Source organism: Candidatus Vagococcus giribetii (assembly GCF_017316185.1).
GTDB lineage: Bacteria > Bacillota > Bacilli > Lactobacillales > Vagococcaceae > Vagococcus > Vagococcus giribetii.
This window is the reverse complement of the sequence record NZ_JAFLVX010000004.1, coordinates 88,466-109,641: the sequence shown is the minus strand read 5'-3', so window position 1 is coordinate 109,641 and position 21,176 is coordinate 88,466. Positions and strand designations below refer to the sequence as shown.

General features: G+C 35.2%; 20 protein-coding genes. 14 read left to right on the top strand and 6 right to left on the bottom strand.

Features of this window, described 5'->3' with window-relative positions:
• Positions 1-3: 3 nt before the first annotated feature.
• The 4 genes from DOK76_RS01405 (at position 4) to DOK76_RS01390 (ending at position 4,535) form a co-directional block, all read left to right on the top strand.
• On the top strand, positions 4-1,110 hold the full coding sequence (locus DOK76_RS01405) for an alpha/beta hydrolase (protein WP_206964432.1): 1,107 nt from the start codon (positions 4-6) through the stop codon (positions 1,108-1,110).
• A 3-nt stretch (positions 1,111-1,113) separates the two neighbouring features.
• Complete coding sequence (locus DOK76_RS01400; RefSeq protein ID WP_206964431.1) at positions 1,114-1,917, top strand: phosphatase PAP2 family protein; 804 nt, start codon at positions 1,114-1,116, stop codon at positions 1,915-1,917.
• 151 nt (positions 1,918-2,068) lie between these two features.
• Positions 2,069-3,352 carry a serine hydrolase domain-containing protein gene (locus tag DOK76_RS01395; protein WP_206964429.1) on the top strand — a complete coding sequence of 428 codons (1,284 nt, stop codon included), beginning with the start codon at positions 2,069-2,071 and terminating at the stop codon, positions 3,350-3,352.
• A 118-nt stretch (positions 3,353-3,470) separates the two neighbouring features.
• Positions 3,471-4,535 carry a bifunctional transcriptional activator/DNA repair enzyme AdaA gene (locus tag DOK76_RS01390; RefSeq protein ID WP_206964427.1) on the top strand — a complete coding sequence of 355 codons (1,065 nt, stop codon included), beginning with the start codon at positions 3,471-3,473 and terminating at the stop codon, positions 4,533-4,535.
• A gap of 36 nt (positions 4,536-4,571) precedes the next feature.
• On the opposite strand, the gene DOK76_RS01385 is transcribed toward DOK76_RS01390, so the two are convergent.
• On the bottom strand, positions 4,572-4,940 hold the full coding sequence (locus tag DOK76_RS01385; RefSeq protein ID WP_206964426.1) for a hypothetical protein: 369 nt from the start codon (positions 4,938-4,940) through the stop codon (positions 4,572-4,574).
• A 158-nt stretch (positions 4,941-5,098) separates the two neighbouring features.
• Between DOK76_RS01385 and DOK76_RS01380 the strand changes: the two genes are divergently transcribed.
• Both DOK76_RS01380 and DOK76_RS01375 read left to right on the top strand, forming a co-directional pair.
• Positions 5,099-5,947 carry a glycosyltransferase family 8 protein gene (locus DOK76_RS01380; RefSeq protein ID WP_206964425.1) on the top strand — a complete coding sequence of 283 codons (849 nt, stop codon included), beginning with the start codon at positions 5,099-5,101 and terminating at the stop codon, positions 5,945-5,947.
• Between the two features lie 20 nt (positions 5,948-5,967).
• Complete coding sequence (locus tag DOK76_RS01375) at positions 5,968-6,693, top strand: MerR family transcriptional regulator (RefSeq protein ID WP_242542163.1); 726 nt, start codon at positions 5,968-5,970, stop codon at positions 6,691-6,693.
• A gap of 33 nt (positions 6,694-6,726) precedes the next feature.
• On the opposite strand, the gene lepB is transcribed toward DOK76_RS01375, so the two are convergent.
• The 3 genes from lepB to DOK76_RS01360 form a co-directional block, all read right to left on the bottom strand.
• A complete protein-coding gene (lepB, locus tag DOK76_RS01370; protein ID WP_206964423.1) occupies positions 6,727-7,278 on the bottom strand; it encodes a signal peptidase I in 552 nt (183 codons plus the stop codon).
• Between the two features lie 89 nt (positions 7,279-7,367).
• The gene (locus DOK76_RS01365) at positions 7,368-9,014 is read right to left on the bottom strand and encodes a MutS-related protein (protein ID WP_206964422.1); all 1,647 of its coding nucleotides are present in this window, start codon (positions 9,012-9,014) and stop codon (positions 7,368-7,370) included.
• 56 nt (positions 9,015-9,070) lie between these two features.
• Positions 9,071-9,388 (bottom strand): hypothetical protein, encoded by a 318-nt coding sequence (locus tag DOK76_RS01360; RefSeq protein WP_206964421.1) that lies wholly within the window; start codon positions 9,386-9,388, stop codon positions 9,071-9,073.
• Between the two features lie 177 nt (positions 9,389-9,565).
• Here DOK76_RS01360 and DOK76_RS01355 point away from each other — a divergent pair, with 177 nt between their 5' ends.
• Both DOK76_RS01355 and DOK76_RS01350 read left to right on the top strand, forming a co-directional pair.
• Positions 9,566-9,997 (top strand): GNAT family N-acetyltransferase, encoded by a 432-nt coding sequence (locus tag DOK76_RS01355; protein ID WP_206964450.1) that lies wholly within the window; start codon positions 9,566-9,568, stop codon positions 9,995-9,997.
• A 105-nt stretch (positions 9,998-10,102) separates the two neighbouring features.
• Positions 10,103-10,648, top strand: coding sequence for a GNAT family N-acetyltransferase (locus DOK76_RS01350; protein ID WP_206964419.1), 546 nt, complete (start codon positions 10,103-10,105; stop codon positions 10,646-10,648).
• A gap of 35 nt (positions 10,649-10,683) precedes the next feature.
• Here DOK76_RS01350 and DOK76_RS01345 read toward each other — a convergent pair whose 3' ends face one another.
• Positions 10,684-11,904, bottom strand: coding sequence for a M20 metallopeptidase family protein (locus DOK76_RS01345; protein WP_206964418.1), 1,221 nt, complete (start codon positions 11,902-11,904; stop codon positions 10,684-10,686).
• A 226-nt stretch (positions 11,905-12,130) separates the two neighbouring features.
• Here DOK76_RS01345 and DOK76_RS01340 point away from each other — a divergent pair, with 226 nt between their 5' ends.
• The 6 genes from DOK76_RS01340 (at position 12,131) to DOK76_RS01315 (ending at position 20,410) form a co-directional block, all read left to right on the top strand.
• Complete coding sequence (locus tag DOK76_RS01340) at positions 12,131-13,624, top strand: AcpB/EbpR/MafR family transcriptional regulator (RefSeq protein ID WP_206964417.1); 1,494 nt, start codon at positions 12,131-12,133, stop codon at positions 13,622-13,624.
• Between the two features lie 189 nt (positions 13,625-13,813).
• Positions 13,814-15,709, top strand: coding sequence for a beta-glucoside-specific PTS transporter subunit IIABC (locus tag DOK76_RS01335; protein ID WP_206964416.1), 1,896 nt, complete (start codon positions 13,814-13,816; stop codon positions 15,707-15,709).
• A 13-nt stretch (positions 15,710-15,722) separates the two neighbouring features.
• Positions 15,723-17,156: a glycoside hydrolase family 1 protein gene (locus tag DOK76_RS01330; RefSeq protein ID WP_206964415.1), complete on the top strand. Its 1,434-nt coding sequence runs from the start codon at positions 15,723-15,725 to the stop codon at positions 17,154-17,156.
• Between the two features lie 126 nt (positions 17,157-17,282).
• The gene (locus tag DOK76_RS01325; RefSeq protein WP_206964414.1) at positions 17,283-18,092 is read left to right on the top strand and encodes a Cof-type HAD-IIB family hydrolase; all 810 of its coding nucleotides are present in this window, start codon (positions 17,283-17,285) and stop codon (positions 18,090-18,092) included.
• A gap of 11 nt (positions 18,093-18,103) precedes the next feature.
• Positions 18,104-19,060, top strand: coding sequence for a LacI family DNA-binding transcriptional regulator (locus tag DOK76_RS01320; RefSeq protein ID WP_206964413.1), 957 nt, complete (start codon positions 18,104-18,106; stop codon positions 19,058-19,060).
• A 264-nt stretch (positions 19,061-19,324) separates the two neighbouring features.
• Positions 19,325-20,410: an AI-2E family transporter gene (locus DOK76_RS01315; protein ID WP_206964412.1), complete on the top strand. Its 1,086-nt coding sequence runs from the start codon at positions 19,325-19,327 to the stop codon at positions 20,408-20,410.
• 52 nt (positions 20,411-20,462) lie between these two features.
• Here the strand turns inward: DOK76_RS01315 and DOK76_RS01310 are convergent, their stop codons facing one another.
• Complete coding sequence (locus DOK76_RS01310) at positions 20,463-21,176, bottom strand: B3/B4 domain-containing protein (RefSeq protein WP_206964410.1); 714 nt, start codon at positions 21,174-21,176, stop codon at positions 20,463-20,465.

The window sequence follows — 21,176 nt, the reverse complement described above, 5'->3', positions numbered from 1 at the left end:
AAAATGAGCAGAAAATACGATGAGTCATTGGTAAAAACTATTAAAGATAAAGAATATCAAACAACAAAACGTGGCGTGGAGATTACAGTTAAACCTATTCCAGATTTTGAAGGAAAAGGAGCTATGGATCCAAGATTATTAAAATCAACGAAGAAAATGAATCTGATGATGAAGTTTATGCCTAAAAACCTCATGAAAATGGATGGTAGTCCTAAGTCAATTCAGCGTTTAAGAAAAATCTTCAATAGTGTAGACAGTACAGAGTTTATTCATGATCATTTTACAAGAGATAATCGTGTTGTAAAAGCAACAGACGGTTATGATATTCCAATATCTATTTTTAAATCAGACACACCTCTGGAAAACGCTCCGATTCTTTACTTTATTCATGGGGGAGGATTCTTTGCAGGGAGTACGGACGTTGTGGCTGAAGCTTTGAAACTATTTGTTACAACAACTAACATGATTGCAGTTGGTGTTGATTACCGTTTGGCACCAGAGAACCCTTATCCAATTGGACATAATGATTGTTACACGGTTTTAAAATGGATTGGGGAGAATGCGGCTAGTTTTGGTGGCGATCCTAAAAATATCTTTGTTGGTGGCGATAGTGCTGGAGGAAACTTGACTCTTTACTGTAGCAATAAAAACATTGAAGATGGACTTGATTTAGTTCGCGGTCAATTATTATTCTATCCAACTGTTAATATGGGTGGCGTAAAAGATGCTGATACAGAGTTTACGATTGATGATATTGATATGTACCCAGAACATGAAAAATACATTAGACCAGGAATTGAAATGTTTAGTCAATCAACTGCTTCATTGTCTGATATTATTGGAACCAATGACGTCATGAATAAATATTTGACGCCTTATATGGACGTTTCAGAGAAATCACCAGTGACTTTTATCTCTTCAGGTGAACATGACTTCTTAACGATTGAAAGTCTAGCTTATGCAAAAAAATTAAACAAATTAGGTGTGGATACAACCTTTACTTATTATTGTGGTTTAGGTCATGCTTACTTAGATCATGTTGGTAATTACCCTCAAGCAGAAGATTGTGTAGCTGACATTGGCGAGTTCATCAGAAAGAATCGAGTATAGACTATGAGAAAAGACGTTAAAATAACTATCGGTGTTTTTGTCGTACTACTAGCTATTTTTACCTTTGCAGATTTGAGCATTTCTAATGCTCTGTATAATCCAGATAGCACATTTGGTTGGTTTTTTGAATCATTTGGTGAATTAGTCTTATCATTCATCGGGTTATTTAGTGCTTGTGTATTATTTAGAACACAAACAGAAAAAGTTATCCCAATGCGAGTATTGTATGGTGTATTAGGTTTGTTTAATGCTTTGATGGCAGCTAGTTTGAATAAAATGTACTTACATTTATCTACGGTTGTGATGGTATTAATCATGATTGCTTATCTAGCTATCTTCTACTTCTTAGCAGGTTTTGTGAAGGAGTCAGAAACAGGATTAGTTCGAAAAATTGCTAAAATAGGGATTCTTCTATCTCTATTACCAATCTTAATTATCACTATCCTTAAAATGGTGTGGGGACGTCCGAGATATCGTTCAATGGCAGATCCTAGTAGTGAGTTCACACCGTGGTACTTAATCCAAGGATTTACAACGGATAATGAGCATATGTCATTCCCGTCAGGTCACTCGGCTAATAGTGCTGTTGTGATTTGGATTACCTTACTACCATTGTGGTTAAAGAAATTACAACCTTATCGTAAGCTAATCACTGTAGGAGCTTTCCTTTGGATTGTTTGTGTCATGATTAGTCGTGTTATTATGGGAGCACACTTTGCTTCTGATGTGTTAATGGGAAGTATGATCACCCTATCTCTATTTTATTACTTACGACATGTCTTTTTGAAAGATGAATTAACTTATTAAGCGAAATTCCCTCTATAAATTGGTATAGAGGGAATTTTTTTAACTATTTTAAGTACTTTGAACAGTAAAAAAAGTCAACAAATAATTTGTTTATCTTCATATTTGTGTGGTAAACTATCCTAGATTTCAAACAGAAAAGGTAGGGTAATTAATGGAACCATCAAAAATAACTATAAATTACTTTAGAAAAAAATTTAGACAACAAAAAAGACGCACTGTTTTTATGTTTTTTGTGGGACTCATATTAGGTGGGGCAATTGTTTTCAATGTGTACTATTGGTATCCGTTATTACAAAAGCAATTTGATTTACCAACTGTTAAACAGTTCGGTAATGCTAATAAGCCCTCACCTAAAAAAGTAGAGGCTAGTACAACAAAGCTCTCAACTGAAGAAACCGCTCAAACTACTGAAAAAAAAGAAAAAACCTTCAAGCCCCGAACAGACGTAGCCAATTTTACGAAAGTTGACCCAAAATATGAAGCATTAAATAAACAATTAAATCAAACAGTTGAGTCCTTCAACACAACAGGAACTGTTTTAGCTGTTAAAAATAATCAAGTAGTGCTACTAAATAACTACGGAAATGCTGCAGAAGCTAGTAATGATCCTGTTAACAGTAAATACATGTTGGCATCTATCCAAAAGATGGTGACTGGCTTACTAGTGATGAAGTTGATTGAAGAAGGTAAAATAACACTAAATACGACTTTATCAAATTATTTTCCATCTATTCCCAACAGTCAAAATATAACCGTTGATCAAATGCTCACCATGACATCTGGTTTATTTTTAAAAGAAAAACTAGCAGATTCAACTTCTAAAGAAGAGAGTATTGATTATGTGGTAAAGAACGTCACGTATCAACCTCTAGAAAAATGGCGCTATTCAGATGTGAATTTTTTCTTATTAGCTGCTATTGTTGAAAAAGTAACGAATATGTCATATGAAGACTACTTTTCTCAAGTGATTGGAACGCCTCTAAATCTAGAAAATACTGGTTTTTATGATGTGTCAAATGTGCCAGAAGGGATGATTGCTTCTCATAGATATAATGAGTCAGGTGAGCTAGATCCCAAACCAGTTAAATTTTCTGAGTCAAATGTGATCAATGAACTTGGGACAGGCAATATGTATGCCTCCGCTGGTGATTTATTGACAATTGTTCAAGGAATGTTTGATGGCAAAATTGTCTCTAAAAAAGTGCTAACGGATAGTTTAGCCCAAAGACCAGCATCTGTGTATTACGATTATAAGGCGGGCTTTTACGATAAAGGCAGTCATTATTATGGACATGGTGTATTCAGAAGTTATGAACCAACGATTGTTTTTAGCAAAGACGGAAATAATGCGGTGATTGTTATGAGTAACGCCGTTACGGAAAATAAAACAAACGTTAATTTAGCCAATCAATTATTTACTGACATTAGTCAATAACAATTACTTAAGAGGTGGTTCGAAAGAATCATCTCTTTTTTAGAAAAATACTTGTTAAATTTTCGAAAGCTTTTTTTGAAGAAGGCTTTTATAATAAAGTCAAAGGGAGGGATGCTATATGACAGTATCTGAGGCAAAGAAGAAAGAATACTATGAGGCGTTAATAACTAAAAATTCTCAGTACGATGGGATTTTTTATGCAGGAATTGTAACAACAGGTATTTTTTGTCATCCAACTTGTACAGCGAGAAAACCTAAATTTGAGAATTGTCTATTCTACGAAACAGCAGAAGAAGCTTTAATTGCAGGATTTAGACCATGTAAAATTTGCCGACCATTATCCTATCCAAGGGATATTCCTGAAGAAGTTCAGTTATTAATAGATGCAGTAGAAGAGCACCCTGAAAAACGTTGGCAAGAACAAGATTTTAAAGCATTAGGTATTCATTCAGCAACAGCTAGAAGAAAATTCAAGCAAGTTTATGACATGACCTTTGTTCAATATGCAAGATCAAGAAGGATGGGTCTGGCATTTAAAGAAATAATGAAGGGTGACAAAGTAATTGATCAACAATTGGCATCAGGTTATGAATCAGCAAGTGGCTTTAATGATGCGTTTACCAAAATAATGGGAAATCCACGTAAAAAAGAGAATATAAAGTTATTATGGGCTCATTTTATCTCGACACCAATTGGAACGATGCTATCACTAGCAGATGAAGAGTATTTGTATTTACTTGAGTTTACTGACCGTAGAGGATTAGAAAGAGAGATTGAGCGTTTGCGGTTGTCAGAAAATTTCAGGATTGTACCTGGGAAAAATCATATTAATCAACTAACAGAAAAAGAACTTCAGGCATACTTTAGAAAAGAGCTAAAGAGTTTTAGTGTTCCTATCAGAAAAAAAGGCACACCCTTTCAACAATCTGTTTGGGCTTTATTGGACGAGATACCAATTGGCAGTACGTGGACATACAAAGATATTGCCGAAAAGCTAGGCAATGCAGATAAAGTTAAAGCAGTAGGAAACGCTAATGGTTGTAATCAACTAGGGATTATTGTTCCGTGTCATCGAGTGATTAAAACCAGTGGAGAACTGGGAGGTTATGCAGGTGGTATTGAGAGGAAAAACTACTTGCTGAGTTTAGAAAAAGAGATGGTGCTAACTAAAAAAGGACAGTAACATAAGCAAAAAACTTATGTTACTGTCCTTTAACTATTAGTAGCCTAAACGGCGTGGGTATAAAAGAGAAAACGCATTGATGATTAAGAGAATACTAATCAATAAGCTAAGATCTGTTTTGATTTCTGAAGCAGATAATAACAGGTTTAGTCCGTTTATCAACAAGGCAATAGCTGGAATAGCGAGTTTGACTTGATTGATAGAAAGACTTAGATCTTTTTGGCTAAATAATAAAACAAACAAAGCAAGTATAGGAGTTGTCATCAAGAGACCAGTTGCACTTAAGTTACTGGTAGAATACCAAGGAAGACTTTTGATGTTAGTTGATAAAATAACTAAGTTAGTGATTAAAACGACAATTAAAAAGATGTAGCGACCTTGAAGTGCTTCGTGACGATGTCTCATGATAATTCCCTCCTTTTTGTTTTCGAGCAAGTAAAAATGTTATCTATAGTGTCACATGTTTTAAGAAGATGAACCTCAGACCAAGGACTGATTTAGGTATCCACCTCTGAAAGGATTTGTTTTATAATAGAGATAACAAGTGATAAGGAGATAAGTATATGACTGAAGAAATGGCAATTTTGGTGACAGTAGATGAGAATTATTTAGAACCCTTAGAAACCATGTTGTTTTCCTTGCGAGAACATCATTTGAATCAGCGAATGACGATTTGGCTCATTCATGAGGAAATCCCTGAAACTAAGTTAGAAAAGCTTCAACAGTTGATAGATTCTTTTGGTTGGCAATTGGCACCAGTAGCAGTAACTCAATATATTTTTAAAGAGGCACCAACAGTGACACGTTATCCTAAAGAGATGTATTTCCGTTTATTATGTGGAAAGATATTACCTAAAGAAGTGGAACGCATTCTTTATTTAGATCCTGATTTATTAGTGATTAACTCATTGAATCCTTTATGGGAGCTAGATTTAGAAGGTAAATTATTAGCTGCTGCTTCTCATAGAGGAGTTACTAATATTACAAATAGTTTGAATCAACTACGTCTCAATACGGATCATCCTTATTATAATTCTGGTGTGATGTTGATTGATTTAGAGAAGGCTCGTGAGACGATTTCCATAGAAGCAATTAATGAAACTATTGATAGATATGGACCTTATTTGTTGTTACCTGATCAAGATGTATTGAATCATTTGTATGGTAAATATGTTAAGGAAGTCCCTGATGATGTGTGGAATTATGATGCTAGAAAGTATGTTAGTTACTTAGCAAAAAGTATGGGAGAGTATGATATTCATCAAGTTATGAATCAAACGGCTATCGTGCATTTTTGTGGTAAGCCAAAGCCGTGGAAAGAGAAAAGTGATACGCGATTTACTGGTTTGTATTTGGATTATGTGCATCGTTTGAAGCATTATAAACAGCAACATAAACTGGTAAAAGAGTAAGAGGAGAGTTGCTTGTGGAAATGTTACTAACAACAGGACAGTTAGCTAAATTGTTTGATATACCTAAGTATACCATTAGATACTACATAGAGGAATCCCTTTTATTACCTAAAACAAATAAAGATAACGGCTATCATTATTTCGATGAATCAGATGTATACCGGTTGTACCAAATTCTCTTTTTGAGACAATGTGACTATACAATTGAAGAGATTAAACATCTATTACAAGAGGAGGCAATTTACCCTTTCTTTACTAAAGGTATTGCTAAATTAGAGGAGCAAATTAATGAACTAACTCGGGTAAAAGAAGAATTAGAAAGAGTAGTCGAGGAGAATAAAGTTCTATCTGTAGGAGACTCAAAAACAGTTAAAAGAGCAAAGCGTTACTTAAAAAAGATTCCTGATGCAGTTGTAGTGAGTGGACAAGTAGACTTATTAAAGGCTAAAGAACAAGGATTTGGAAATTTAGAATTATTTATTAGAGTTGCAAACGAAGAGGGAGAAGAGCATATTTATGTTTTTGGTACTCAAGAAGATTACGACCTAGTTCTTGAAGAAGTCCAATACGTAAAGAAAACAATTGAAGTCACTAGTGAAGAGCAGTTGCAAGGTCAATTAGCTACTTTTATTAAAGAAAACATACATGACACTAGCTATGAGCTGATTTATTATGAAAATATAGATGTATCACTAGGCTATCGTGATAAGTTATTTGTTACATTAGAAGTCAAAAATAGAGACTGACATGTTAGTCAGTCTCTATTTTTTTGAACTTCTTTATTTGACCAAAGCCCATTCGCTAGGTGGCCAAATAATCATTTTTGCTTTTCCAATAATATTTTCTTTAGGAATGAAGCCTACTTCTTCAAAGCGGCTATCTTTTGACACTTGTCGATTATCACCTAAGACAAAATACATATTTGGTGGTACTGTGTCATGCCCAGTTAACTCTTTTAAAGTGAAGTCATCTGTTAGTGGTGTGGTGTGTCCTTCTTGTTGCCATTTGATTTTTGTGTCATTTAAGTAATCTTCAGCTAAAGGTTCACCATTAATATAAAGTTGATCGTCTTTGTATGCGACAGAGTCACTAGGCAAGCCAATCACACGTTTCACATAATTAAGTGACGGATCATCTGTTGCCACTAGTGGGATGACGTCAAAGCGATGAACATCGCCAAGCTTATAGGCGATGGCTTTTTCACCATCTTCTAAAGTAGGCATCATTGATTCTCCTTGGACTTTAATAGGAGCCGCCACGTAAATTCGCACCATCGTTAGGACAAGAAAAAGCGCAAAAAACCATAAGACATCTTTAAAAAATGTTTTCATCATTATCACCTCTTAAGTACTGCTAGCATACCACAAAACCTATCAAAACAAGGCAATATACTCATTAAAATCATAAAAAATTAATAGATTTAAGCTTTCCAGTGTCTGTTTTCATCAAAGAATTGCGCTTTCTTTAAGGAGTCAGTAATAATGGATGACGGGAAATTCATACTATCTATTAAGTTAATGGCATTTCGTGAAGTAGCTACGCCTTCTTTTAACAAGTAGTCAAAAGAAATCCCGTCTTCTTTTGACACGGTTTCTTCAAAATGAATATTGGCACAATCTTTACCAAGAATTTGTGGTAATTCAATGTCGTGAGTGGCCACAAAGGCTAATTGATTTTGTTTTGTCAGCCAAGAAAGGATACTAGAAGATGCAGCAATTCTTTCAATAGTGTTAGTTCCTTTAAGAATCTCATCAATAAAGCAGTAGCAAAATGTATTCGTTTCAACTACTTCAATCAATCGGTACAAGGATTTTAGTTCAGCGATAAAGTAACTATCCCCGTCAATCACGCTATCTTGAACACCCATAGAAGAAATAACATGTCCAGGTTGCAACTGAAAAGAAGTGGCTAGACAGGTATTTAGTGTTTGAGCAAATAAGATGTTAATGGCAACGGCTCGCACATAAGTGGATTTACCAGAGGCGTTTGAACCAGTGATTAAGGTACTTTGTTGCCAATGAATAGGATTCGGAACAGGTTCTTGCAATAGAGGATGAATGACTTCCTCAGCTGTTACCCCATTATCACCAAAAGTAGGATGGCACCAATACTCACCGTAAACAGTGCGTAAGTTTAAAACAGCAATCGCCACTTCTAGTTGGCCCATTAATTCCCAAAGCGCTAAAGCTTTTTCATGGTCTTTTTGCACTTTTTTAGAGACAATCCCAAAGGAAATAAAGGGAAGTAAAAAGGCTGCACTAAGCATTTCGATAAACATCTCAGATTCGCTACCGCTCTTGGTGCGAAAAGCAAAGGCCACTTTTAAAACCGGCTTGAATGTTTGATTATTTTGATTAATAGCTTCTTTTAGTGGTGTGTCTAGTTTACCTAAATAATTACTCAGTGATAAGCCTTGGACTAAATAATTCATGGCACTAAGTTCTATTTCTAGTTGCCCTTTTTTGATTAAATAGAGCACCGTATTAACACATAGTGAAGAGATGGCAATAATCAATCCTGGTGCACCAATGACAATGGCACTTAGTAAGCTAATAATTGGTAAGATACCTAAGAAAGTATAAAGATTTAAATGTTTAAAAGGATTGGTTGTTTCTTGATTTAAGTAAGCCTGAGCGTAGTTAAAAGATTTTTTTCCAAGACGAGCAAATCGGTAAGAAACAGTTTCCCTCGTATCAGGATGTTCTTTAAAATAAGTGATTAAGGTTTCAAGTTCATCTAATTGTGTCGTTGTTAAGTTATAGCCACGCAAGTAATGATAAAGTTCCTCAGAACCAATGCTTGAATAAGTTAAATTAATTCGCTTGAAAACTTCAAACATATCTAAATCATGCCATGTTAAGTCATCAATCAAGACATCTTGGTCTTTTTTTCTAAAACCATAGGCTTTTAATAAACTTTCCTCACTGTCTTTTGAGCTATGGCGAGGTAGTTTTCCCCAGTCAGATTTAATTTGTTGCTTTAGTTTGATTTTATTCACTATATCTAGTAATAGAAAAAGGATAATAATGCCTATAACAAAAGCAGCAATTAGTTGATATTCATTCATCAGACAACACCTCAGATTCTTTTTGTATATATTGTAGCACAGAGGGGGGAGCTAATTTAATGATTGATGAAATCTTTGATAAGGTGATAATTAGTGTCATCAGGTAGTTTAGTTAATGAATCAACCTCTAACCAGTCATCTTCATTAATACCAATTGTTTCGTAGAACACTTCATCACTTAAGTGCAAAGCTTCTTTCTTTTGTTTGGCATCCACAATAGCAATGATTTTCTCTAAGTCTTCATCAGAAATTTGTTGGGTGTCAGTTTGTTCAAAGCTTAAAATATTTTTGATAGAATCCTTACTAAGCATTGCTCCTAGACCTTCAGCAAGTTGTTTGACCTGTCCCATAATCCAATCTTTTTCCTCGTACATAGCAATCAACTCCGTTTCATCTTTATTGTTAATTATACCATGTTGATTTAGAGAGTTTGTTTTGGGTATTGAGAGTTATGATTTGTAACTATCGTTTAAGACGAATGCATTAATTATGGTAGTATTAAAACAAAAGGAGTTTTAAACGTGGCTATTAGACGAGAAAAAGATTCTGAAATGAAACAATTAATTGTCAAAGAAGTTCTTATGGATCTACCTGAGTGGTTTGGCATAGAATCAGCTATTGATGAGTATGTAGAAAAATCATCAGAGTATCCATTATGGGTTGCTAGAGAAGAAGACACTATTTTAGGATTTATTAGTTTGAAACAAACAGCTCAAAAAGTGGGAGAAATTTACTGTATGGGTATTAAAAAGAACTGGCACAATCAAGGTATAGGGACTCAATTAATGACTGAATTAGAAGCATATGCTAAAGAAAAATATGAATTTTTACAAGTGAAAACTGTTGAAGAAGGTCGTTATAAAGAATATAATCAAACCATTCGATTTTACAAATCAATTGGTTTTACTGAGTTTGAAATATTTCCAACTCTTTGGGATGAGTGGAATCCTTGCTTAGTTATGATTAAGTCTTTGGGGTCTTAAAAAAGGAATGATTTTATTGAAAAAATATAATTGTTCATATAAATATATAGAGAGTTTTAACAATGTGTATTCATTGTCATTCAGACTTATCTTTAGGAGGAATCTATGAAAAAGCAAGTATCATTACAACCAATTTTAGAGGAAGATATCAAAGGTATTTGGGAGATTAGTTATGGACCAAAAGCTGATTTAGAGTGGATGAAATTCAGTGGTCCTTATTTTAATGACCCAGTGGAAACATGGGAAGAATTTTCAACAGGTTTTGGGAAAAGTCTAATCAATAGTCCTATGAGAAAAGCGATAGTTGTTGATGACACTATAGTAGGTCTGGTAACAGCTTATTGGGAAGATGGTCAGTTGAAGCAATGGTTAGAGGTAGGTATTTTAGTGTACGACTCTAATATGTGGGGGAAAGGGATTGGCGGTATTGCTCTTTCTAACTGGTTGAAGGAGTTATTTGGGCAATTTGATTACTTACCTCACATTGGCTTTACGACATGGTCAGGGAATCATGGCATGCAAAAAATAGGTGAAAAGTGTGGTATGACAAAAGAAGGAGTTATTCGAAAAGTAAGGTATTTAAATGGACAGTATTACGACTCTGTGAAATATGGTATCTTAAGGGACGAGTTAGTAATAGATAATGAATAGAAAAAGCTCTCATTTTCTGAGAGCTTTTTTCTGTTTTAGTCAATAGTTGATTGAGAATTTTCTTTTAAGTATTCCATAGCCATTCCTACAAAAGCAGTGACACCAGAAGCCATACAACTCTCATCTAGTACTAGTTTTGGATGATGGACAGGATAAGGTGTAGTAACACGAGCATCAGAAGCTGCAAGGTTAAGTAGAATAGTAGGTACTTCTTGAGAAATATAACCAAAATCTTCAGAAGCCATAATAACACCTAGAGAAGGAAGATTATTCGTATCTAACAGACTATTTTTGGGTAAATACTCTTCTAGATAGGTGCTTACTTTTGATGATAGATCAGCATTATTCATAAAGACAGGGCAATTATCTCCCCATACGACTTCTCCTTCACAACGGTATAAACTAGTAACCGCTGAAGTCATTTCTTCGACTCGTTTTTTCACAAAGGTACGAACCTTTTCATCACGTGTACGAAGTGTTCCCTTTAAGACAATATGATCCATAATAACATTACTAGTCGTACCGCCCTCTACACATCCAAAGGTTAAAGCGATAGGGTTATCAACAGAAAGTTCACGAGCTTGAATTTCTTGTAAAGCAGTAATTAGATTTGCCATAGCAGGTAATGGGTCAATAGCACTAGAAGGTGTAGATCCATGCCCACTAACTCCTTTAATATGAATTTCCAACCAATCGCAAGAAGCCATGATGACTCCTGGTGCGTGAGTTAAGATAGTTCCCACAGGTAAAGGTAGACCTGGAGCGATATGAATCATCATAGCAGCATCTACTTTAGGTTCAGTTAAAATGCCAGCTTCAATCATATCTGCAGCGCCAGCCATAATCTCTTCAGCAGGTTGGAACATTAATTTAACAGTTCCGTGTAGTTCAGTTTCATATTGTTTTAATAGTTTGGCAGCTCCTAGTAACATAGTTGTATGCATGTCATGTCCGCAAGCGTGCATCTTTCCATTAGTCGATTGAAAGGGCAGGTTCGTTTCTTCTTTGATTGGCAAACCATCCATATCGGCTCTTAATAAAAAAACAGGTCCATTGCCATTTCCAACAGTTGTCGTTAAACCAGCTTTACCACAATTTTGTACCGTGTAGCCCATTGTCTCTAGTTCTTGTCTGACTTGTTCCACGGTTTCTTTAATGTCAAATCCTGTTCCTGGGTGTTCGTGTATACGTCGTCTAAATGCGACCATATCAGAGTTTAAAGCTTGTGCATCCTTATAAATCATTTGTTTATCCAATTTGTTTGCCCCCTTCTTTATCATTACAGTCTACTACTAAAAAAAATTAAAACAAGTTAAGTTTTTTTAGTAGTAGACTACTTATTGCAGTGGAAAGTATGAAAAAATAACCAAGAAAGCGCTACTAATTATTTTGACCAGCTATTAAAATTGTGCTATATTACGACACAGACAAAAGGATCGTAGAAAGAATACTTTGATTGATAAAATGAGAGAGGGAAAAGAGATGCGTGAACTATTAGGTGAGAAAGATAAGCGAAGATTGTGTTTGTTTGAAACGATTGCACTTTTTCCAGGGATAACGATAGATGAGTTGGCAAGTAAGTTAAATTTATCCACTATTCAAGTTCAAACAGATATTGGCTTTTATCATGGAGAGCTTGATCCGGTAAAAATTGTTGTGCAAAAAAACAAAGAATGCTACTTAGATATTCCTAGTGAAGCGTCCATCAAATTAGTTTATCGTTTTTTGCTAAAAAATAATCTGAATTTTCGGGTGTTAGAGAGTGTTTTTTTAAATAAATACGAGAGTTATGAGCAACTTGCTAAAGAATTATTTATTTCTCAAGCCACATTGAAACGCGCTCTGACCATGATTAATCAAGAGCTAAAACCTTATGAGATGAAGATAAAAAGTAGACCTCTTGGAATTTATGGAAAAGAAGAAAATATCCGTGGTTTTTATAGTTTTTATTTTCAAGAATGTTATCCAGATTTAATGTATTCCTTTGACCCAGCCGCTATAAAAATAGCAGAAAGTTTGATCGATACATTTATTCAAGAATTTTCCAATGACAAAAATAATTTTGCTAGTCGAAATCGCTTGCGTTTACAAGTTGTAGTAGCTTTGTACAGAGAACAAAGAGGCTACGTAGGCAAGGGCGCGACAACGTTACAACCTATGATTCAAAAAAGAATTGCTAATAGTATTCAAAGGTTTAAGTACAAAGAGATTTTTCAATTATATGTGGGAACTCCTTTGAGTGAAACGGTGTATCAAAGTTTGTTTCATCATTTTTTTAACGATCATTTTGCTTTTTCAGAAGAAGATTTTAAAGAAAGATTAGTAAAACAACCAGAAAACCAAGATCTTTTTCAAGGAGTTGAGGAGTTAATTACTGGGGTAAGTCGAGAATTAGCTCTTCCTGTTGAGAATCTAAACGCCTTTACCTTAAAAATTTATAATGTGTTAGCGATTACGTATCAGATGACTATTACACCCTATGTGTTGCATCAAAATCGTGAAGCTTTTACCTTACTGAGTGTGCCATTAAATGGAAAAATATTGAGAACGGTAAAAGAATTGTTTTACCAATATTTGCCTGAGGTAGCTCAACGGAATGAAGCTTATTTTTATGAGGTGTTTTATTTATTGATTATTCACTGGCCGGACTTTTATGAGTTGCTCATTCAAGCCATTCCAGCTTGTAAGATCGGGTTGTTTTTTATTAGCGATTTAGAACATATGAGCTACGTGAAATCTCATTTAATTTTTTTATACGGCAAGAAAATTGAGGTTGATATTCTATCAGTAAATGAATTACGAGAGTTACCAAGTGCTTGTAAAGACAAAGACGTCTTGCTTTGTAATTTTATTTTAGATGATCATGTAAAACTACCAATCCCTCATGTGAGTATTGTTGACGTCCTTAGTCAAGATGACACGGACCGGATTGAGAAAATAATAGATCGAATTTACTATCGGAATATGCACGAGTAGCAATTAATGTGACTAAATATAAATATTAGTAGACTGTGATAGGAGTTGTTACTCGTGTCACAGTCTTTTTTTTTATAACGTTAGTTCTATATAGCTCAAAATTTCAAAAAATAACTTAAAACATGAGCCTTTCACCTTTAGAATAGTTGCTACACTTAATGTGTAATTATCACATAAGGGGGAACAAAAGTGAAAAATCAAGAAATTGCTAAAGATGTGTTGAAACTTGTTGGTGGTCAAAAGAATATCAAAACAGTTGTTCATTGTGCAACGCGACTTAGATTTCAATTAAAAAATGAAAATAAAGCTGATACAGAAGGGCTAAAACAACACGAAGGTGTTATTCAAGTTGTTCAAAGCGGAGGGCAGTATCAAGTAGTTATTGGGAGTAACGTTAGTGATGTCTACGAGGAATTAATGAAAGTAGGTTCATTTAGCAGCTCTGATTCAGAAACAGGATCAGGTGGTGAGAAAAAAGGCTTTGTCAGTAACGCCATTGATATTATCTCATCTATTTTTACACCTTTCTTAGGAATTATTGCAGGGTCTGGGGTATTAAAAGGGTTATTAAACTTATCTGTCTTTTTAGGATGGATTGGTGTTGATTCAGGCACGTATCAATTACTTTATGCAGCAGCAGACGGTGTTTTCTTCTTTATGCCAATGGCATTAGCGATAACAGCAGCTCGCAAATTTAAAACAAATGAATTTTTAGCTTTAGCTCTGGCGATGGCTATGCTTTATCCAGGTTTTGGTACGTTTGCTAAGAGTGTTGCTGAAGCGGGTGGTAGCTTAACATTTTTAGGATTACCAGTTATTTATTCAGCAGATATTGGTGGATATGCTTCAACAGTTATTCCAATTATTCTAGCTGTTTGGATTCAAAGTTATGTTGAAAAATTCTCCAAAAAAATTGTCCCTACATTTTTACGTATTTTCGGGGTATCGTTGATAACTTTATTAATTATGGTACCACTAGCTTATATCGTTATTGGACCACTAGGGTTAGTATTTGGTCAGGCGATTGGTGCAGGCTATAAAATGATTTACGGCTTTAGCCAAGTCTTAGCAGGGGCTATATTAGGTGGCTTCTGGCAAGTGTTAGTTATTTTTGGTATGCATTGGGGCTTAGTGCCAATAGCCTTAAATAACCTAGCTACGACTGGTATGGATACAATGATTCCAATGTCACTACCAGGCGTTTTAGCTCAAGCAGGTGCAGCGCTAGGTATTTTCTTAAAAGCAAAAGATACAAAATTAAAAGGGCTTGCTGGTTCTGGGACATTAACAGCTTTATTTGGTATTACTGAACCAACGGTATACGGAGTTACTTTGCCGTTGAAAAAACCATTCATTTTTGCTTGTATCGGTGGAGCAATTGGTGGAGCGATTACGGCTTATAATGGTGTTATTTCTTATGCATTTGGTCAAAGTATCCTAACTTTCCCTAACTTTATTGGCCCTGATGGGGATACAAGTAAGGTGATTGCTTCAATGATAGCATGTGGTATTGCTTTTATCTTTGCTGCAGTAATGACTTATTTCTTTGGTGGGGTTAATAATAAAAAAGAAGAGGTTACAGAGAATAACCAAACAGAGCCTTCAAAAGATGTGACTGAATCAAGTGAAAAAGAATTATTATTAGTTAGTCCTTTATCTGGTCGAGTGATGCCACTAGATACTATCGCAGATCCTGTTTTTTCATCAGGAACAATGGGGAAAGGTTTAGCTATTGAACCTGTTGAAGGAAAATTATTTGCTCCAGCAGATGGTGAAATTGCTTTGATGTTTCCAACAGGTCATGCAGTTGGGTTGAAAACAACAGATGGTGCTGAGATATTAATCCATATTGGTATGGATACAGTGGAATTAGATGGTGAAGGTTTTACAACTCATGTGACACAAGGGGAAAAAGTTCAAAAGGGACAATTACTTGTTGAATTTGATATTCCTTTTATTCAATCAAAAGGTAAGCCGATTGTGACACCAATTGTTGTGACAAACTCTTCAGATTTTTCAGACTTAAAGGTAGCCGATTTAAAAGAAACTAAAGTCGGTGACTTACTAGTAACAATTGAAAGATAAGAAAAGTGGTGTGATGATGAAATTTCCAACTAATTTCCTTTGGGGTGGCGCGACAGCAGCTAATCAATGTGAGGGTGCGTACCTTGAAGACGGCAAGGGTTTATCTATCGCAGATGCTATGCCAGGCGGTAAATTACGATTTAAAAAAATAAATGCAAAAGAATTTGATTGGACGATTGATGAAACAAGCAATCAATACCCGAATCACACAGGCATTGATCATTATCATCGTTATGAAGAAGACATTGCCTTATTTGCTGAGATGGGTTTCAAGTGCTATCGATTCTCCATTGCTTGGACAAGAATTTTTCCAACAGGTATAGAGGATATACCAAATGAAAAAGGCTTAGCTCACTATGAAAAAATGATTGATACTTGTCTAAAATACGATATCGAACCAGTTATTACCATTTCTCATTATGAAATGCCTCTTTATTTAGCGAAAGAATATGGCGGTTGGCAAGATCGTCGTTTAATTGATAGCTATGTTAGGTATGCAACGACGTTAATTGAGAGATTTGGCTCAAAGGTCAAGTATTGGATGACATTTAATGAGATTAATGGTGCGCTTCATTTTCCATCTTTGAGTCTAGGTATGGTACCTTCAACGGGATCTTTAGACAAGCAAAAGGTTTTCCAAGGTCTACATCACCAATTCGTTGCTTCTAGTTTAGTGGTTAAAAAAGCTCATGAACTTGTTGAAGGGATTCAAGTTGGAATGATGACTATTTACGCAACGGGCTATGGATTTGATTGTAATCCTTTGAATCAAGTAGCTAACATGGAGAAAAATCAGGAAGTAAATGGTTTTTGTTGTGAGGTTCAGGCAGGTGGAGCCTATCCGACTTATACAAAACGCCTGTTTGAAAAATATGGGATACAGTCATTAGAAATGGAACCAACTGACATAGAACTTCTTAAAAGTTATCCTGTTGACTATATTGGGCTTAGCTACTATATGTCAACAAGTATTGATGTTGTTGATCCAGAAGCGGCTAAAGTAGCTGGTAATCTAACAGGTGGGATTAAAAATCCACACTTAGAGACAAGCGAGTGGGGTTGGCAAAAAGATCCTATTGGTTTACGTATTGGACTAAATGAGCTCTATACTCGTTTTAAAAAGCCTTTATTCATCGTCGAAAATGGTTTGGGCGCAATAGATACACTAACTGAAGAGAAGAAAGTTTACGATACTTATCGAATTAGTTATCTACGTGAGCATATTGAGCAAATGGGACTTGCGATTGCTGATGGGGTGGATTTAATCGGATATACACCGTGGGGATGTATCGATCTAATTAGTGCTTCAACTGGAGAGATGTCAAAACGTTACGGTTTCATTTATGTCGATCAAGATGATCAAGGGGAAGGCACATTGAAACGTTACAAAAAAGAGTCTTTTTATTGGTATAAAGAGGTTATTGGTTCTAATGGGGAGCAACTATAATCTATATGAAAAGTCAAACCTTGATGGTATCAGGTTTGGCTTTTTTGAGCATACTCACCTTTTTCTTGACCTGAAACGGGTTTTAGTCGCTATAGTAGAGTCAATAAGTTCAAGGAGCGATGACTAGTGATTAAACATATTTTTACCGATTTAGATGGTACTTTATTAAATGAACAAGGACAAGTAACTGATGTGACAGCTCAAACTGTGATAGATAGTCATATTCCTTTTACACTTGTATCAGCAAGAACCCCTAATGACATGGAACCAATTGTAGCCAAACTGCAATTAAACTCACCTCAAGTAGCTTTTAATGGGGGGCTTATTTACCGCAAAGAGGAAGAGAAACGAGTGATTCTTTCAGAAAGCTTTATTAGTTGGGAATTAGCTAAAGAAATCATTACGTTAATCCAAACAAACTTTGAGGAGTTAGGATTTAGTTTTTATGATGACGACAATTGGTACACGTGTCGATTAGATGAGGGAATCGAAAAAGAAGCAAGCATTGGTAGTCAAACACCTCAATTAGTTGAGCGAGAGGCTTTTTTTAAGCAAAAACCCGTAAAAATTTATAAAATTATGCTATGGATTTTTGATGAAGATAAAATGAAAGAAGCAACAGATTTCTTTGAAGGATTAGGCATTGAAGAACTAGCGATTGTACAATCAAGTCCATTCACGTTAGAATTAACAGATAGCCAAGCTAAAAAATCTAAAGGAATTGATTTCATATTGAATCATTACCAATTAGAAAGTCATGAGGTAGCTGCTTTTGGCGATGGGCATAATGACATTCCCATGCTAGAAAAAGTAGGTCATCCAGTGGTGATGGCTAATGCCTCTGATGAAGTTAAAAGCTATGCTAAGTATTTGACGAAAAGTAACTTAGAAAATGGCGTTAGCTACGGGATTAACACATTTTTTAATCAAAAATAAGAGGTGGAGAGATGGCAACAATTCATGATATTGCTCGTTTAAGTGGTTATTCGGTCTCAACGGTTTCTAGGGTTTTAAATCAGAAGAATCATGTGTCAAAAGAAGCAGAGACGGCAATAAAAAAAGCCATTGAAGAGCTAGATTATGTGCCAAGTGAGATTGCACGAGATTTAAGTCGCGGAAAGACTCTCAATATTGGGATTGTTTTACCCCACATTAAACATCCTTTCTTTTCTGATATTTTAAATGGCGCTATTAATGCTTCATTTTTAACAGAGTATCACTTGGTCATTTTGCCATCTGCCTATGACGAAAAAAGAGAGTTGGGTTACTTAGAACAATTAAGAAGTCATGCCTTTGATGGATTGATATTTACGTCTCATGGGTTACCCTTAGAAACCTTAGCGACTTATCAAAAGTATGGACCTGTTGTGTGTTGTGAGAACCCTTACGAGGTGCCAATTTCTGCCGTTTATTCTGAACGTTCTATGGCACTGCAATCATCATTATCATGGCTTAAAGAACAAGGCTACAAGAAGATTGGCTTTTTCTTTAGTAGAGAAGAAAAATTGAGTGCTACAACTAGGGAAACTTTAAATGCGTATCGTTCAGTTTTTAAAAAAGAGCCAGAGACAACTTATGTCAAAACAGGGGTAGCAACTTATGCAGAAGGTTATCAAAAGGCGAAAGAGTGGGTCGATGATTCTGTTGAACTTGAAGTAATTTTTTCAAATGGCGATGATATTGTAGCAGGAGCGAGACAGTATTTTTTAGATCAAGGTTTACCAGTGCCGTATTTAGTGGGGCAGGAAAATCAATTAAGTAGTCAATTAATGTCCATTTCAACGAATGACTACCAATTCCAAGAGATTGGTAAAAAAGCTTTCGAACTTGTTTTAAAACAAGGAGAGATCGAACAAATTAGTGTCCCATCAACTTTTATGTTGAGAGAGACAAAGAAAAACTAGGTTCAAGTAAGAGAAACTTATTTGAACCTAGTTTTTTAATAGATCAAGAAGGGTTTGTCCTACTCGTTGTTCATTTCTTTTGTAACAAAATACTCCTGTTTTTTATTAATAAATATAGCATAGGAGCAAACAGTTTAAAAAAGAGTAAAGGGGAAAAGAATCCGTTAGATGTGTGGGAATGACTATCTTTTGCCGAATTTTTATCGTAAAATATGAGTATCATACCGTTTTTGAAAACGGCATTTGAGAGGTTGTGTGAAGGCGATGGTAGGTATTTGGCAGAAAATTAAAGAGAATGATTCACTTAGGCGGACATTAGTTTTAATAAGTGTGTGTATCATTTTATATTTGATTCGTAACATTTTAAGTTTAATTTTATTAACATTTATTCTGACATACTTGATTGTCAGAGGGGTTGAGGTGATTTATCGATACACTAAAATCCCTAAAAAAATCATTGTAGTCGCCGTATACTCCTTGATTTTAATCTTTTTGTATTTCGCCATTACGGTGTATGTTCCAAAAATGTTTACTTCTTCCATCAAGACAATTGAAGAAGTGTTTGCATTCTATCAGAAGATGAATACAGACAATCGGATGTTTGAATGGATTATGGAAAATATTAACTTTAATGACATTAAGACCCAGTTAACGACAGGGGCTAAGGTAATCTTCAGCACCCTAACTAGTATCGGTTCAATGGGACTAACGTTTTTCTTATCCTTCTTACTAAGTTTCTTCTTTAACATAGAAAAAGAATGGGTCACTGATTTTGGTAAAGCTTTTTATAATAGTAAAATTGGTGTGTTTAGTAAAGATGTTGGTTATTTAGGAAAAAAATTCGTTAACACATTTGGTGTAGTAATTGAAGCACAATTTATTATAGCTCTTGTTAATACAGGATTAACAACTATTGGCTTATTCTTATTACATTTCCCACAAGAACAATTGCTTATTTTGGCTTTAATGATTTTCCTTTTGAGTCTGATTCCTGTTGCAGGGGTTATTATTTCTTGTATCCCACTAAGTTTGATTGCTTATACTATTGGTGGCATTCAAAACGTGATTTACGTATTAGTTATGATTATGGTGATTCATGCAATTGAGTCTTATATCCTAAATCCAAAATTAATGAGTAGTAAAACAGATTTACCTGTGTTTTATGTCTTCATTATCTTGATGTTCTCTGAAAAATTCTTCGGCATTTGGGGACTGATTATTGGGATTCCAGTGTTTGTCTTCTTACTAGATTTATTAGAAGTTAAGACAAATCATAAAAAACCAAATATTCCAGCCATCCCGAATATCCCAAATATGATTGGGACAAAAGAAAAAGAGGAACAAGAATAAATAAAAACCAGTTATTACAATGTTAATTGTAATAACTGGTTTTTTAGTTTACTTAGACAATAATCGCTTCAGGTTGCTCCTGGTTAAGGACATGTGCCGTTGTTTTAATCTGGAAGTAATCTTCCACTAATTGTTTCATAGCAGCCATCGCTAAGTCAGCTTGTTTACTTTGTCTAGGCTTGATGGATTCAATCACTAAAACAGCATGCTTGGTATTTTCTGTTAGCATCGTTCGTTGGGCTTCACGCCAGTTTAGAGAACGACAAATCGCGCCTTTATCATCTGCGTGGATAATCTCCTCAGGTAAAGCAGGTGCGTCGTCTTCTGCGCCTAAAGGTCTAAAGCTTTCGCCACCAGTTGCTTTTTTGAGTACTAGATTTCCCTCAATTGTTTCAATGTCTTCACCACCACAAGGAACAGCGAAAGTTAAAGAAATGGAGTTATAGATATCAACTAAAGGATTGATTGGGTGGAACTCACGGTCTTGACTCACTCGTTTAAGGAGAGCTTCAATAGAGGAACGAGCCCCTTTTTTTGTTTTGAATTGTCTAAAAGCCTCACGCCATTCAGCGATTACTTCGTTATCAGTGAAGGTATCTTCTGTCAGGTGGTTATGGGCTTCTTTTGCGCTTTTTTGAAGTAAATCATAAAAATACTGCTCGTCAGATTCTTTAATCTGATTATCAATACCATTTAATACAAGGAGATTAACTTGTCCTTCAGGAAACACTTGGAAAAACGTTGGATCAATGATCATTTTTTTCAT